Origin of the sequence: Streptomyces populi, assembly GCF_002911015.1 — a bacterium.
In the GTDB taxonomy this organism is placed as follows: domain Bacteria; phylum Actinomycetota; class Actinomycetes; order Streptomycetales; family Streptomycetaceae; genus Streptomyces; species Streptomyces populi.
Window position 1 is genome coordinate 83827 of record NZ_KZ626845.1, and the last position, 14382, is coordinate 98208.

Here is a 14382-nt window from a genome sequence, read left to right on the forward strand (position 1 = left end):
ATTCAGTTGCCGAAACAGCAACGGCTCAGGCGGCCGGGTGGGCTGCCGCCGCCCGGGCATCTCGGCACTCTCGGCACAGTGCGTTCGGATCGTGCGTGCGGAAGGCGCGTTCGCAGCCGTCGCAGGTGGCCAGCGGCAGCGGTCGCGGCGAAGTCGGCACACTCACCGCAGGTGGGAGCGCTGCCGGCAACGGCGGCGGGAGGAAGGTCGTCAGGCGGTATTCGACGAAGCGCGCCGGGTGGCGGACGGGGTCGGCTTCGGGCGGAAGGCCCGCGGTGAGTGTGCGGGTGACCTGGTCCGGCGTCGCGGCGCGGGCGAGCCAGGCCTCGACGGCGGGCGCGAGTCGCCGGACGTCCCGTTCGGACAGCAGCAGTCGGGGGTCCGCGATACGCAGGCGTGCGAGCAGGTCGGCCGCCGGTCCGGTGGGCGTCGGGACGGGGTCGGGGGTGACGCGCCTCGTACGTACGGGAGCCGCCGGCGAGTCGGGACGTGAGCCCTCAGTCGGCTTTGGAGCAGCCAACGGCCTTGGTGCGGAACGAGGTTCGGGATCGACTTCGGCGACGGGCGGAACAGGACCGGCCATCTCCGCATCACCGCCACCACCACCGCCATCACCACTGCCACCGCTGCCACCACTGCCACCGGCGCTGCCCTTGCCTCGCGCAGCGGACCGTACAGCCGTGACCGGACAGTCGAGGAAGAACGTACGCGTGGCGATACGGCCGCCTCCCAGCGGCACCCGGCAGCGGACGAGGTACCCGGCGGCCTCCAGTTCGCGCAACGCCCTGCCCATCGTCACCTCGCCCTCCGGGAAGCGCAGGGTGAGTGCCTTGACGGTGACCGAGGCACCGTCCGGGAGGGACTGGATGTGGACGCCGACGCCGATCGCCACGGCGGAGAGGCGGGGGTGCTGGGCGAGGTGGTTGCCGACGACGGTGTACCGCTCGGCGTGGCGGTGCCGTACGTGGAGGACTCCGGCTCGGGGTGCGTCCGGCGGGAGTTCTGGAGGCGCGGGCTGCGAGTGCAACTCGGGCAACGGGTACGCGGGCAGGGCCGCGTTAGACTGCGGATCAGCCATTGGGAAGGTATCTCTTCCTGAGTGGTCAGGCCCTCGTCGGGATTGCCGTCCTGCCGGGGGCCGTTCTCTGTTTGTGGTCGTGTGCCGCGACCGTACCCCACCAAACCGGCCGATCGAGGCTCCCATCACCCGAACGAGTGGCACCCCAACTCGCGGGCGAGCAGGTCGGGTTTGGTGGGTCGGTATTTCCCCAAAGGCTTTGAAAGGCATCGCGCGCCACCAGGACGCGGGACTCCGCGTCCCGGTGGGGACGTGCGCGCGACCATGCAGGGAGAGCGGAGAGAAGAGCAGGGGAGGGAAGGGTTCACAACGCTCCGCCTGTCACCGTATGTACACCGCGTACAGGCGACACGGCTCCGCCCACACACCATCGCTGTACGCGCGTCGGACCTGTGCGCCGGCACTGCGATCACGCCAGCGTGGAGGGCATGAACAGCAAACTCCCGCCGCCCGAGACGACACCCCCGGCCCCGGGCCTCCCGGAGATTCTCTTCGGCTCACGTGAGTTCGTGATGCGCTTCAGCTCCACACCGCGCGGGGCACGTCTCGCCCGACGCCTGGTGTCGCACCGGCTCGACGCCTGGGGGCACGCCTACGACTCCCCCGCCAACGAGGCCCTGACCCTCATCACGGCCGAACTCGCCACCAACGCGGTGCGCCATGGACGCGTACCGGGCCGTGACTTCGAGGTGCGGCTCGTCGCCACGGCTGAACTGGTGCGCCTGGAGGTCTCCGACGCGCGAGCGGAGCGAGTGCCCCTGCCGTCCCTGAGTGAGCCTCCCGGCGACGCCGAGTCCGGCCGCGGGCTGATGATCGTGGCCGTGGTGGCCGACCGGTGGGGCTCCGTGCCACGTTCGAAGGGGCCCGGGAAAACGGTGTGGGCGGAGTGTGTCCTGTGAGTCCGGGTGCGAGACTGGTGGGCTCGCGTGTTGAGGTGTCGCGTATTCCTCGTTGAAGTCGGTTCTGGTGTCATCGTGTGCGGTCGCCGGGGCGTATCGGCGGCGGTGACGCGCAGGGTGCGGCCCTGGCCGCGCCGTACGGTCACCCCCTGGCCGAGCGCGGCCCGCTCGGTGGGCTCCGGTTTCGAGGCCGGCCACTACCGCACTATCCCGGGCTGTGCGGCGACAGCCGCCGTGTGATCCGGTCGAACAAGTCCGTCAGCGGCTCGCTGACGTCCTGGCCGAACTCGGACAGTCTGTAGGTGACCTGGGGCGGCGTCGTCGGCTCCACCTCCCGCCAGATCAGGCCGTCCTGGACCAGCGCACGCAGGGTCTGAGCGAGCATCTTCTCGCTGATGCCCTGGATGCTGTTGCGCAGCTCGTAGAACCGAAGGTCGTTGCTCCGCAAGGAGATCAGCACCCAGATACCCCATCTGCTGGTCACGTGGTCGACCATGTCACGCGCGGGACAGTCGGTGTGAAACACCTCATACCGATCGCCCACCTCGGCCTGCCTGAGCTGCGCGCCTTCTCCCATGCCTGGAGCTTACCTTTGGGTATGTTCTTACGAAAAGTAAGCCTGACTCCTAGCGTCGATCGCCGTAGTACACGACCGAACAGGAGCTGAACATGATCGTGGTGACCGGGGCTACCGGGAATGTGGGCCGACCTTTGACGCAAGCCTTGGCCGAGGCGGGCGAGCAGGTGACGGCGGTGTCGCGGCACGCGGTGGCGATGCCGGACGGAGTCCGGCACGTGGCGGCCGACCTGGCCGAACCGACAAGCCTCACACCCGTGCTGGACGGGGCGAAGGCGCTGTTCCTCCTGCTGTCCGGCGACCTGCACGCCCCCGAAGCCAGGCCGGCCGACATCATCGGCCTGGCCGCGGCCAGTGGGGTCCGCCGAGTCGTCCTGCTGTCCTCGCAGGGCGTGGCGACCAGGCCGCTCGGCCCGTCGCGGGTCGCGATGCGCGCGGTGGAGGACGCGTTGCGGGAGTCCGGCCTGGCCTGGGCCGTCCTGCGCCCGGGCGGCTTCGCCTCCAACGCCCTGGCCTGGGCGGAGTCCGTCCGCACGCAAGGGACGGTCGCCGCGCCCTTCGGCGACGTAGGGGTGCCGGTCATCGACCCGGCGGACATCGCCGAGGTCGCGGCGGCCTGCCTGCTGGACGACCGGCACACCGGCGGGGTGTACGAGCTGACCGGGCCAGAGGTGATCACGCCGCGTCAGCAGGCGGAGGCGATCGCCGCCGCGCTCGGCTCGCCCGTACGGTTCCACGAACTCGCCCGCGACGAGGCCAAGGCCATGATGACCCGGTTCGTGCCGGTGGAACTCGCCGACGACACCCTCGACATCATCTCCGCCCCGAACCCGGCGGAACTGCGGATCAGTCCGGACGTGGAACGAGTCCTCGGCCGCGCCCCGAGCCCCTTCGGCGGCTGGGTCGCCCGCAACATCGCCGTCTTCCGTTGAGGCACAGCCCAACTGAAGAACACCTGGCAGCCTCGTGTGGCCGTGGCCGCACGAGGCGCCCACCTCCGTAGTCGGCCTTGGCAGTGGTCGAGGTACGGAAAGCGACGGGCTGGATGCCGTCCAGCGAGCCGGGACTTGGCGCTGGAACTCACGACCGAGCGGGAAGTCAACATCCGTCACGGGCCTTTGCAATATGATCCAAAGCCCTTGTCTCGCGGCCGGATTCGTGACACCTTGCCGCTCGGCCGAGCAGGCCGACCCGGCCGAGCACGGCCGGGAGCAGGCACCGATCTCCCTGCATGACGTGTAAGGGGGTCCTTCGTTCCACAGGAGGCCCTTGTGCACGCCATCGGCACACCCGACACGCCCCAGAACTGGGAGCTCTACCGTCACGCGGTCGTGGACATCCACTTCCCCGACCGGACCGTACGGGTCGGACCACGCTCACCGGGCACCGTCGAGGGAACCTTCCCCGAACCGGCCGACGGCGCCGCCCTTCATGTCATCACCGCGTGGAATCCGCGCGGCCGTACCTCCTCCGCCGAGTACAACGCCCACGCCCACGGCCTGTTGCTCGACGAGCTCGACCGGCGACGGCTCGCCTGGTGGCCCGCGACGGGAGGCGACACGAGCGGCACGCACACCGAGGAGAGCGTCGCCGTCGTCGGCATGAGCGAGGACGCCGCGCGGGAACTGGGGCGGCGCTTCGGCCAGGACGCGATCTTCACCTGGACCCCGGACGCGTGGCGCCTGTCGGCGTGCGACGGCGACACCGCCGCCGTGAGCGGGTGGGCGGCGTCCGCCCGGCCCGGCCGGTCGTCATCCCCTTCCCCGTCCGAGCGGTTCAGGACCGACGGGTTCCCGGCCGAAGTGACGTACGAGACCCATCCCTTGTGCGGTGCGCGCCGGCACGTACGGGACAGGACGTCTCCGCTGCGCCGTTCGGCACGCCCCGCTGTGGAGGGCACGGACTGATGTCGTGATGCCCCGAAGGTGACACGGACGGCGTCCGGCACGTGCCCGGCGGAACGCGGAGAACACCACTCCGCCGGCACTCGGCCAGGAACGCTCGAACAGTCATCGTCCATGGTCACGATATGTGCGGGGGCATATGGATTGTCAGACCACACGGTTAACCTGTCGGCGTGTACGACATGACGGACCCGGTCGCCGCCCGCCGAGCTGCGAAAGCCGCTGAACAGGAACGCTTGAGGCGCGCGCGTGAACGCCGGGAGAGCCAGGACTCCTCCGGCGTGAGCGGATTCGTCCAGCGCAAGTGGCGTTGGCTCGGCGTCGGGGGCGCCGAGGCGGTGGAAGCCGTACTGGGCATGCTCACGGAGGCGGTGGCGGCCACCGGTGTGCCCGAGACCGAACGGGCGGTCCTCACGCAGGCCCTGGCAGGCGATCCGGACCGCGAGAACCTGCTGCCCGCGGTGCGCGCCGGTCTGAGCGCCCTGCCGCCGGAGTCCGTCCTCGGTCATCTGCGGAGTCTGTGGGCCGGCGGCGTGCGCTGGCTCAACGAGGCGGGCCTGGAGCGGTGCAGGGTGCTGTGCTCGGCGACGCCCGGTCCGGAGCTGGCCGGCAAGCGTTCCCATGCGATCGCGGGCGGCCCCGCCTTCAGCCTCTTCGCGACCGCGGCCACACGGGGCGCGATACCCGTGCCGAACAGGTTTCTCGACGAACTCCTCGCATGGGCGCCACTGTCCGTCGTCGACGACCTGATCGACCACGGCGGCCTCATGCCCGAGGACGCCCCCTGGGAGCGACGGGACTCCGAGGAAGGCCTCTACCTGCGTGCCCGGCTCGCCCCCACACAGGTCACCGGTGAACAGGCCGAGCGTCTGGGCTGGCAAGCCTACCTGCGCCGACGCTCCTTCCTCCGCGACGAGACCCTAGTCCGGCAGGAACCCGACGACGTGTGGGACCTGCTGTACGACGTCGTCATGGACGGCGACCTGGCGTCCCTGGGCGCGCTCGACGCGGTCCTGCCCCGGCCCCAGCAGGTCGAGCTGCGCGACCTGCGGTCGGGCGCGCTGTCCGGACAGTGGCCGCCGAGCATGACAGAGGACCGGGGACTCTGGCTGCTGATGACCAGCCTCTGGCAGCCGACGCGGCTCGTCGACGCCGGACGCAGTCCGTTCTACGCGCTCGTCGCCCTGAACCGGGCCTACGGCCTGGTGAAGGCCGGCGACCTGGAGGAGGCGGCCCAGCAGGCCCGCTCCTTGACCCGGGACAGCACCAACAACCGCAAGGTTCCCGCGGACCTGGTACAGGAGGCCCACGCCCTCGCGGCGTACGTGGCCGTGGCACAGAGCGAGCGGGTCGACTCCCCTGCGGCGCGGGACCGGCTCCTGGACTCCGCCGAGGAGCACGCCGAGCGGGCCGCCGCACGGGGCGACGCATCGGCCGAGCGCAACCTGCGGCTCCTGCGCACCTGGAGGAGCACGCGGAGGAACGACCGCGGCCCGTTCGGCAATCCCTTCCTCGACATCGGCCTGGACCACGGAGCCGAAGGCTGGGAGGAACGCTGCCGGGACCTGTTCCGGCAGCGCGAGGGCGACGCCAGGGCCCAGTCGGAACTGAACATGGCCGAGGAGCGTATCCGTGGGGCGCTGCGCGGCGACACGGGCTGGGACGTCTTCTACCGGCTGCCGCTCGACCGGTCGCCGTACGAGGTGCCGTACGAGGTGCCGAAGCATCTGGTGCCCCCGGTGGAACCCCTGCCGCGCCGGACGCCGGTCACCAGTGGCGGTGACCTCGAGGCCATCCGCGCGCGTGCCGCCGTCGAACTGCTCGACGACTTCCGGGCCACCGTGCCGCGCCTGGACCGCCACAGTTCCGCGCCATGACCGCGCCGTAGTCCTGACCGACCGCCCCAGCCGAACGAAGCAGAGCAACCCTGATGCCTTCCAAGAAGAAGCCCGCGGCCGTCCACAAGCAAAAACGGCCGCACCGTCCGTGCCCGGCGTGCGGTCAGATCCAGCCCGGGGCACAGACCGCACCGCCCCCGCACAAGCCCGGAGGCATGAAGCGCCGCTGGAGCAAGCGCGCGGACGAGACCGCCGGCACCGTGGGGACCGGGGTTCCCGAAACTCCGCACCAGCCCGACCCCATCGACGCGATGACGGTCATCAAGGGGGTCGCGGCGCGCGTGCCCGACGCGCTGGCGGCCGCCGGAGCCGAGGACGTGCCCGCGGCGGGCGCGCTGACCGCGGCCGTCCGCCGGGCCGTCCTCGACGAGTTCCGCACCCGTGCCCAGTTCGCCGGGCGCCTCGCCGAGATCGACGCGCTGCTCTGGTCCCGCGCGGGCGACAGCCGAGAGACCGTCGAGGGCGCGATGACGGCGCACCTGCGGGAGTTGCGGCTGCTGCGGGTGACGGAGCCCGAGGAGAGCGACCGGTTCGTGGTGACCGAGGGCGAGGGAGACGCCTTCGAGTTGCTGAGTCCGGCGTACGTGGACGAGTTGACAGGAAAGGTCATTCTCGCGGGGCAACTCCGGCGCGTCGCCGGATCCGCGGGTGTGAGGGCTGGGGAGGAAGCATGACGGCTGCCGGTATCGACTTCGGGACCACCAACTCGGTCGCCGCCCAGTGGAACGGCGAGTACGTCGAGGTCCTGGAGATCGGCGGGCAGGGCCTGGACGCCAACTGGCGGCGCGAGGGGTTCGAACTCCTCTACCCGTCGGTCGTCGGCACGAGTTCGCTGCGGCCGGGCACCCTGTTCGGCTGGGAGGCGAAACTCCGGTCCGAGCAGGCCGTCGAGGCGTGCAAGCGCATGCTGCGCGAGGAGCCCTTCGTCAAGCTGGGCGGTGAACGGTTCGCCGCGACCACCGCGGCGGCCGGCGTCTTCCACGCCATCGCGGGCGCCGCGGAGGAGGAGGCGGCCACCGAGATCCGCGAGGCCGTCATCACCGTGCCCGCCAACGCGACCGGAGCCGCCCGCTTCCGGACCCGCGAGGCCGCGCGCGCAGCGGGGCTCACGGTCCGTACCCTGCTGAACGAACCGACGGCGGCGGCGATCTCGTACGCGCACGAGATGGAGGTCGACGGCGAGTTCCTCGTCTTCGACTGGGGCGGCGGCACGATGGACGCCACCCTTCTCCTGCACGACAACGGCTTCTTCGACGAGAAGGCGAGCCGGGGCGTCAACCGTCTCGGCGGCCTGGAGATCGACGCCCGGCTGCGCGGCATGGTCCTCGACCGGGCACCCGCACGCGGCCGTTGGAGCGATTCCGAGAAGCGGATGTTCGCCCTGGAGATCGAGCGGGCCAAGATCCTGCTCTCCCAGCAGGAGTCGGTCACCGTCCTGACTCCCGACGACGTCGCGGTCGAGATCGGGCAGGACGAGTTCTCCGACGCCATCCAGGACCTCATCAACCGTGCGCTCGACCCGGTGGAGGAGTGCCTGGAGCAGGCCCGTATCGATCCGCGGGACCTCACCGCGGTGCTGATGATCGGTGGCAGCAGCCAGATCCCGGCGGTGCGCGCAGCGGTGTCGGAGGCGCTCGACTGCGAACTCGTGGACACCTCGCTGTGCGACCCGATGACCGCGGTGGCCGAGGGTGCGGCGATCACCGCCGCCGCCATGGACGGCGAACTGCCGAGCATCATCCGGGTCGTCAACTCGCACGCCCTGGGAACGGTCACCAAGGACCGTGAGGGCAAGCGGAGTTTCAGCGCCCTCATCGACCGCAACCAGCACCTGCCGCAGCAACGCGTGAAGTCGTACGAGCCGACGAAGGACAACATCTCCCAGCTGACCGTCGAGGTCTGGGAGGGGGACCCGGACCGCGACGTCGACCACCCGGACAACGTCAAACTGACCGACCTCGTCCTGACGTACCCCCAGCGCTGCCGGGCCGAGGACGGTGTCTTCGACCTGGAGTACACGTACAGCAAGGAAGGCCTGCTGACCGTCCGGGCGACCCTGCAGAAGACCGGCGAGGTCGTCCTCGACGGCGAGGTCAAGGTGTTCGGGGACGGGAACGTCCTGCCGGAAGTGAGGAAGGAGCTCGACCGACTGCTCGCCCTCGCCCCGACGGCCCGTCCCGCGGCCACGCCGACGCATCCGCAGCAGGCCCGGCCCGAGAAGCAGGGTCAGGGTCAGGGCCCGGGGGCGCCCAAGCCCGCGCCTCCGCGCTCCTCGCCGCAGCCTGCGGGCGCGGCTTCGGGCACACCGCCGCTCGTGATCGACGGGTCCAACCTCGCCTGGAACGGGCGGCCTCCGCGCACGGCGGGCGGCAAGCCGAGTTTCGCGGCGCTGGAGGCTGCTGTGCGGTCGCTCCGGTTCAAGCACGCCGACCGCGACATCCACGTGGTGGTCGACGCCACCCTCCGCCACGACGTGTCCGCCGAGGAGCGGCCCCGCGTGGAGGCGGCCATCGCGGACGGGACCGTCGTGCAGCCCCCGGCCGGAACCGAGGGCCGGGGCGACGCGCTGGTGATCAGCATCGCCGACGAGGTCGGTGGGGTCATCGTCTCCAACGACAACTTCGCACCGTTCCAGAAGGCCAATCCATGGCTCCGGACGGCCGGGCGGGTCATGGGGGCGACCCAGTCTCAGGGCGTGTGGGTCTTCAACCGACGCGTACCCAATCCGGCCGTGCCTTCCCGGTGAACGTGGCGCACCCGGACGGAAGCCGACGGGGCGGGGACCGGCGCTCCGGCCCCTGACCGATGAGAGGGGGCCGCCGGCTCGTGGTGTCGGCGGCCCCCTCCTCGCGTCCGTTCAGTTCTGCACGACGGTGATGTCCTGCCTCCGGGTGGAGTGGATCGTGGGCAGGGGCAGGCCGGTGGCGCTGAGGTCGAACACCGTGGCCTCGACCTGCGCCGGTCCCGGGACGAGGGTGTGGGGCTCGTTCTTCTCCGCGTTGCTCCAGCGGTGCTCCGCGCCGTCGCAGACCGCCGAGGAGCCGCCGATGGGGTGGCTGACCGAGGGATCGCCCTGGGTCACCGTGGAGGACACGAACACGGGCCCGGCGGCGCCCGTGCAGCGGTAGGTGCCGGAAAGGGTGATGGTGCCGTCGGCGGCGACCGTGACGGTGGGGTCGACGGTGATCTCGCCGGACGGGGCGGACAGGGCGGTGGCGGAGGGGGCGAGGAGCAGGAGCAGCGCGGCGCCGGCGGCGGCCGCGCTGGCGGCCTGGCGGAACGACATGGGGTACCTCCTGGAGCGGGGATCTGCAAAGGGTGCTCAACAGGTACCGGTCCAAGGTCCCGAGAGCGGTGACCATCACCCCTTTGGTGGCGATTTGCCACCTCTCCCTCGTGGCCGGTCGAAACCGTCCGTCTCGGGGGCGTCCGAGAGTTGTCCTCGTGTTGTCACGCTTCCCGGCCGGGTGTTCCGTTCGGTTCGCCGTGGGCGCATCTTCTGTACATGCGAGGGCGACGACAGCGCCGCCGACACTCTTCGCATCCCAGGTGGAGGTGCACCATGTGCTCACACCGGTCTTCGTGCCCGTCCGCGGACACCGCCGCCGCGCACATCGTCTCGGCCCACCCCGAGCAGGGCTGGAACCTGCTGTGCGACGGCGCGATCGTCTTCGACGACAGCGGGGAACTGCTCCCCGACGGCAGCGTGATCGCTCCGCACCGGGTGTTCGCCGACCGGCTGGCCGTCGCGGCCTGAACCTGCCGCAGGGGCCGTCGCGATCCGCACCGGCTCCGTCGGCGGGGCATCGCCCACACGATTCCCGAGCGGCTCGGCCAGGCCCGCGACCGGACCCGACGAGACGGCCACGGAGTTGTGACCGACGGCTCGCCCCCGTGCATGTGCGGGTCAGTCGTTCAGCCGACGCTTGGCCAGCCAGGTGACGATCTCGGGGTCGTGGTGGTCGAAGAACAGGGAGCCGCCGGTGTCGAGGGTGGCGATCCGGGCCATCTGCTCGTCGGTGAGCTGGAAGTCGAACACGTTGATGTTCTCCGCCATGCGTTCGGCGCGTACGGACTTGGGGATGGTGACGACTCCGCGCTGGGTCAGCCAGCGCAGCACGACCTGCGCGACCGACTTGCCGTGCTCCTTGCCGATCCCGGTGAGCAGCGGGTTGGTGAACAGGTCGTTCTTGCCTTCGGCGAAGCCGCCCCAGGACTGGAGCTGCACGCCGTGCTCGCGCATGAGGTCCTGGTAGTCGGCACGCTGGAAGAACGGGTGGGTCTCGATCTGGTTGACCTGCGGGGTGATCTCGTTGTTGACGATCAGGTCGAGCAGGCGGTCGGGGTAGAAGTTGGCCACGCCGATCGCCTTGGCCAGGCCCTCGCGGTTGAGCGCCTCCATGGCGCGCCACTGGCCGTAGACGTCGCCGAAGGGCTGGTGCATCAGGTACAGGTCGAGGTGGTCCAGGCCCAGCTTGTTCAGGGACGTCTCGAAGGCGCGCTCGGCGTTGTCCTGGGCAGGGGCGTCCTGGACCCACAGCTTGGTGGTGACGAACAGGTCCTCGCGCGGGATGCCGCTGGACTCGATGGCGCGGCCGACGGCTTCCTCGTTGCCGTAGGCGGCTGCGGTGTCCAGCAGGCGGTAGCCGGCGGCCAGCGCGTCGGAGACGGCGCGTTCGGTGTCCTCGGCGGGGATCTGGTAGACGCCGAAGCCGAGGAGTGGCATCTCGACACCATTGTTCAAGGTCACGTACTGCATGGGGAAGTCCTCTGTGGTGCGGGCGAGTCAGGGGTCAGGGACGGATGAGGGCCTTGAGTACCTGGCGGTCGGCCATGGTCCGGTAGGCGTCCGGGGTCTGGTCGAGGGGGAAGGTCTGGTCGAAGACGCGGCCGGGGACGATGGTGCCGTCCAGGACGTCGGGCAGCAGTTGCTCGATGTAGGCGCGGGCAGGGCTGGCGCCCCCGGTCAGCGTGATGTTCCGCATGAACTCGGCCGGGCCGATCGGGCCCTGCTCGTACTGCGGGACGCCGAGGCGGCTGATGGTGCCGCCGTCCAGGACCGCGCCGAGCGCGGTGTCGAGGGCCTGGCGGGTGCCGACGGCCTCGATCACCTTGTCGACGCCGCCGGTCAGTTCGCGGATGCGGGTGATGCCCTCCTCGCCACGTCGGGCGACCACGTCGGTGGCGCCGAACTCGCGGCCCAGGCCGGTGCGGGCTTCGTGTCGGCCGGCGAGCACGATCCGTTCGGCGCCGAGCCGCTTGGCGGCGATCACCGCGCACAGGCCGACCGCGCCGTCCCCGACGACCAGCACCGTGTCGCCGCGGCCGACGCCGGCGGTGACGGCGCCGTGGTGGCCGGTGGTCATCACGTCCGACAGCGCCAGCAGTGACGGCAGCAGCGTGGAGTCGGCGGCCACCGGCAGCTTCACCAAGGTGCCCTCGGCGTAGGGGACACGGACGGCTTCGCCCTGCCCGCCGTCCACGTCGTCGAAGCCGTACCGGCCGCCGTTGCGGCAGGAGATGTGCAGGCCCTTGGCGCAGTAGTCGCAGGTGTTGTCGCTGTAGGTGAACGGGGCGACGACCAGGTCACCGGTCTTCAGACCGGTCACGTCCGTGCCGGTCTCCTCGACGACGCCGAGGAACTCGTGCCCCATGGGGCGGCCGGTGCCGGTGGCGGGCATCGACCGGTACGGCCACAGGTCGCTGCCGCACACGCACGCGGCGACGACGCGTACCACGGCGTCGGCAGGCTGGACGATCTTCGGGTCGGGCCGGTTCTCGACGCGGACGTCGCCGGCTCCGTACATCACTGCTGCACGCATGAGGGTGCCGCTCCAAACGGGGGTCGTACCGGGTCGTGACGGGTGTCAGCGTTCGAGCATTCGGGCCTGGGCCTCGGTGTGGGTGGCGCCGGCGGCGGGCGGCAGGCTGGAGAGCCTGTCGAGCTGCTCGGCGGTCAGCGTGACGGCGTCGGCGGCGGTGTTCTCCTCGACCCGGCTGACGCGCTTGGTGCCGGGGATCGGGGCGATGTCGTCGCCCTGGGCGAGCAGCCAGGCCAGTGCCACCTGACCGGGTGTGGCACCGGCCTCGTCGGCAAGGGTCTTGACCTCGTCGGCGAGCGCGAGGTTGTGCTGGAAGTTCTCACCGGTGAAGCGGGGGTTGTCGCGCCGGAAGTCGTTCTCGTCGAACTGGTCGGTGGAGCGCACGGTGCCGGTCAGGAAGCCGCGGCCCAGCGGGGAGAACGGCACTAGGCCGATGTTCAACTCTCGCAGGACGGGCAGCACGCGCTCCTCGATACCGCGAGTGAACAGGGAGTATTCGGACTGGACGGCGGTGACGGGCTGGACGGCGTGGGCGCGGCGGATCGTGTCCGGGCCCGACTCCGAGAGGCCGAAGGCGCGCACCTTGCCCTCGGCGATCAGCTCGCCCACGGCGCCGGCGGTCTCCTCGATCGGCATGTTCGGGTCGACCCGGTGCTGGTAGTACAGGTCGATGTGGTCGGTGCCGAGACGCTTCAGCGAGCCCTCGACCGCGGTGCGGATGTTGGCCGGGCCGGAGTCCAGGTTCCACGCGCCGTCGCCGCCGTGCGAAACCAGGCCGAACTTGGTGGCCAGCACCACCTGGTCCCGGCGCCCCTTCAGCGCCCGGCCGAGCAGTTCCTCGTTGGTGTAGGGGCCGTAGATCTCGGCGGTGTCGACGAGGGTGACGCCCAGTTCCAGCGCCCGGTGCACGGTCCGGATCGACTCAGCGTCGTCGGTGCCCGAGCCGGTGTAGCCGTGGGACATGCCCATCGCGCCCAGCCCGATCCGGGAAACCTCCAGGTCACGCAGTTTTATGTACCGCATCTCGCCCTCTTTCGATCCGTGGCGTACCCGGCCCCTCACTCTCACCCGGCCCGGCGGATCGCGCCTGAGCTGTCGGGGAAGAGACCGGGGTACCGGCGTCTTGCTCCTTCACCTTCGCCCTGATCGCGTCCATGTGGCAGGGCGGGCTCTTCAGGGGTAATGACAGGGCCCCCCTCGGCCCCGCGGGGCGGGTGCTCATCGGGTGAGACTGGAGTCATGGCATCGACGAACGCGCACAGCGAGGGCGCCGAGCTGGGCCACTACCTGCGCGCCCGCCGCACCCAGACCAGCCCCGAACACGTCGGCCTCACCGTCGGCGCCGGCATCCGCCGCACCCCCGGCCTGCGCCGCGAGGAGCTGGCCACCCTCGCCGGCATCAGCATCGACTACTACGTGCGCCTGGAACGCGGCAAGGAGACCCGCCCCAGCCCCGCCGTCCTCGACTCTCTCGCCCGCGCCCTGCGCATGGACGACCAGGAGCATCAACATCTGCGTGAGCTCGCCGCCCGCGCGGCCCGCTACGCGCCCGAACCGCCACCCGCCCCCAGCCGCACCGTGCGCCCCCACCTGAAGCTGCTGCTGGAATCGCTGCGCCCGAACCCCGCCTACGTGATCAGCCGCAGCATGGACATGCTGGCCTGGAACCCTGGCGGCCTCGCCCTCTACGCGGGCCTGGAGGACTGGCCGGCCAAGCACCGCAACCTCGCCCGCTACCTCTTCCTCCACCCGGCCGCGCGTGCCCTGTTCCCGGACTGGGACCGCCAGATCACCGGCTGTGTCGCCCGGCTGCGCGCGGTCGCCGGAACCGCCCCCGACGCCCCCGACCTCACCAACCTCGTCGGCGAACTGCTCCTGAAGAGCCCCGACTTCGCGGGCCTGTGGGAACGTTACGAAGTCACCGGACGCAAGCCCGCCCAGAAGGTCTTCCAGCACCCGCAGGTCGGTACGGTCACCCTCACCTCGCAGTCACTGCACGTCGAAGGCACCCCCGGCCAGCGCATCGGTGTCTACACCGCCGTCCCCGGCAGCGCTGACCACGACGCCCTGCTCCTGCTCGACATGGCTGTATCGGCCGCCTCGACGCAGAACACAGCGTCTCGGCCGGGTGGCGGGACGCGGTCAGCCGTGCAATCGCACGCGGTGAACCCGGCGACGTCGGCGGTCGTCCCCGGGATACTGAT

Annotated in this window: 13 protein-coding genes and 1 pseudogene; 8 read left to right on the forward strand and 6 right to left on the reverse strand. The window is 70.9% G+C overall.

Annotated features, from left to right (window positions below):
* Positions 1 to 25: 25 nt before the first annotated feature.
* On the reverse strand, positions 26 to 1078 hold the full coding sequence (locus CW362_RS05180) for a hypothetical protein (RefSeq protein ID WP_103548148.1): 1053 nt from the start codon (positions 1076 to 1078) through the stop codon (positions 26 to 28).
* A 428-nt stretch (positions 1079 to 1506) separates the two neighbouring features.
* Between CW362_RS05180 and CW362_RS05185 the strand changes: the two genes are divergently transcribed.
* Positions 1507 to 1977, forward strand: a complete 471-nt coding sequence (locus CW362_RS05185; RefSeq protein ID WP_420856857.1) for an ATP-binding protein — start codon at positions 1507 to 1509, stop codon at positions 1975 to 1977.
* Positions 1978 to 2182: 205 nt separating this feature from the next.
* Here CW362_RS05185 and CW362_RS05190 read toward each other — a convergent pair whose 3' ends face one another.
* Positions 2183 to 2554: a winged helix-turn-helix transcriptional regulator gene (locus tag CW362_RS05190; RefSeq protein WP_103548149.1), complete on the reverse strand. Its 372-nt coding sequence runs from the start codon at positions 2552 to 2554 to the stop codon at positions 2183 to 2185.
* A gap of 92 nt (positions 2555 to 2646) precedes the next feature.
* On the opposite strand from CW362_RS05190, the gene CW362_RS05195 reads away from it, so the two are divergent.
* The 5 genes from CW362_RS05195 (at position 2647) to CW362_RS05215 (ending at position 9102) form a co-directional block, all read left to right on the forward strand.
* Positions 2647 to 3486, forward strand: coding sequence for an SDR family oxidoreductase (locus tag CW362_RS05195; RefSeq protein ID WP_103548150.1), 840 nt, complete (start codon positions 2647 to 2649; stop codon positions 3484 to 3486).
* Positions 3487 to 3825: 339 nt separating this feature from the next.
* On the forward strand, positions 3826 to 4461 hold the full coding sequence (locus CW362_RS05200; RefSeq protein WP_103548151.1) for a DUF3293 domain-containing protein: 636 nt from the start codon (positions 3826 to 3828) through the stop codon (positions 4459 to 4461).
* A gap of 278 nt (positions 4462 to 4739) precedes the next feature.
* Complete coding sequence (locus tag CW362_RS05205; protein ID WP_206300865.1) at positions 4740 to 6335, forward strand: hypothetical protein; 1596 nt, start codon at positions 4740 to 4742, stop codon at positions 6333 to 6335.
* Between the two features lie 53 nt (positions 6336 to 6388).
* Positions 6389 to 7030, forward strand: coding sequence for a hypothetical protein (locus CW362_RS05210; RefSeq protein WP_240657650.1), 642 nt, complete (start codon positions 6389 to 6391; stop codon positions 7028 to 7030).
* On the forward strand, positions 7027 to 9102 hold the full coding sequence (locus CW362_RS05215) for an Hsp70 family protein (RefSeq protein ID WP_103548152.1): 2076 nt from the start codon (positions 7027 to 7029) through the stop codon (positions 9100 to 9102). The genes CW362_RS05210 and CW362_RS05215 overlap by 4 nt, the downstream gene beginning before the upstream one ends.
* Before the next feature lie 111 nt (positions 9103 to 9213).
* On the opposite strand, the gene CW362_RS05220 is transcribed toward CW362_RS05215, so the two are convergent.
* Positions 9214 to 9642 carry a DUF6299 family protein gene (locus CW362_RS05220; protein ID WP_103548153.1) on the reverse strand — a complete coding sequence of 143 codons (429 nt, stop codon included), beginning with the start codon at positions 9640 to 9642 and terminating at the stop codon, positions 9214 to 9216.
* Between the two features lie 276 nt (positions 9643 to 9918).
* On the opposite strand from CW362_RS05220, the gene CW362_RS05225 reads away from it, so the two are divergent.
* Positions 9919 to 10113, forward strand: coding sequence for a DUF5999 family protein (locus CW362_RS05225; RefSeq protein WP_103548154.1), 195 nt, complete (start codon positions 9919 to 9921; stop codon positions 10111 to 10113).
* A 150-nt stretch (positions 10114 to 10263) separates the two neighbouring features.
* Here CW362_RS05225 and CW362_RS05230 read toward each other — a convergent pair whose 3' ends face one another.
* From CW362_RS05230 to CW362_RS05240, 3 genes are read right to left on the reverse strand one after another with little or no spacing between them, the layout of a single operon-like run.
* The gene (locus CW362_RS05230; protein ID WP_103548155.1) at positions 10264 to 11115 is read right to left on the reverse strand and encodes an aldo/keto reductase; all 852 of its coding nucleotides are present in this window, start codon (positions 11113 to 11115) and stop codon (positions 10264 to 10266) included.
* 34 nt (positions 11116 to 11149) lie between these two features.
* Positions 11150 to 12178 carry a zinc-binding dehydrogenase gene (locus CW362_RS05235; RefSeq protein ID WP_206300866.1) on the reverse strand — a complete coding sequence of 343 codons (1029 nt, stop codon included), beginning with the start codon at positions 12176 to 12178 and terminating at the stop codon, positions 11150 to 11152.
* Positions 12179 to 12223: 45 nt separating this feature from the next.
* Entirely contained in the window at positions 12224 to 13201 is a 978-nt protein-coding gene (locus tag CW362_RS05240; protein WP_103548157.1) for an aldo/keto reductase, read from the reverse strand.
* Between the two features lie 216 nt (positions 13202 to 13417).
* On the opposite strand from CW362_RS05240, the pseudogene CW362_RS05245 reads away from it, so the two are divergent.
* Positions 13418 to 14305: pseudogene (locus CW362_RS05245) on the forward strand (helix-turn-helix transcriptional regulator); the annotation flags it as partial.
* Between the last annotated feature and the right edge of the window lie 77 nt (positions 14306 to 14382).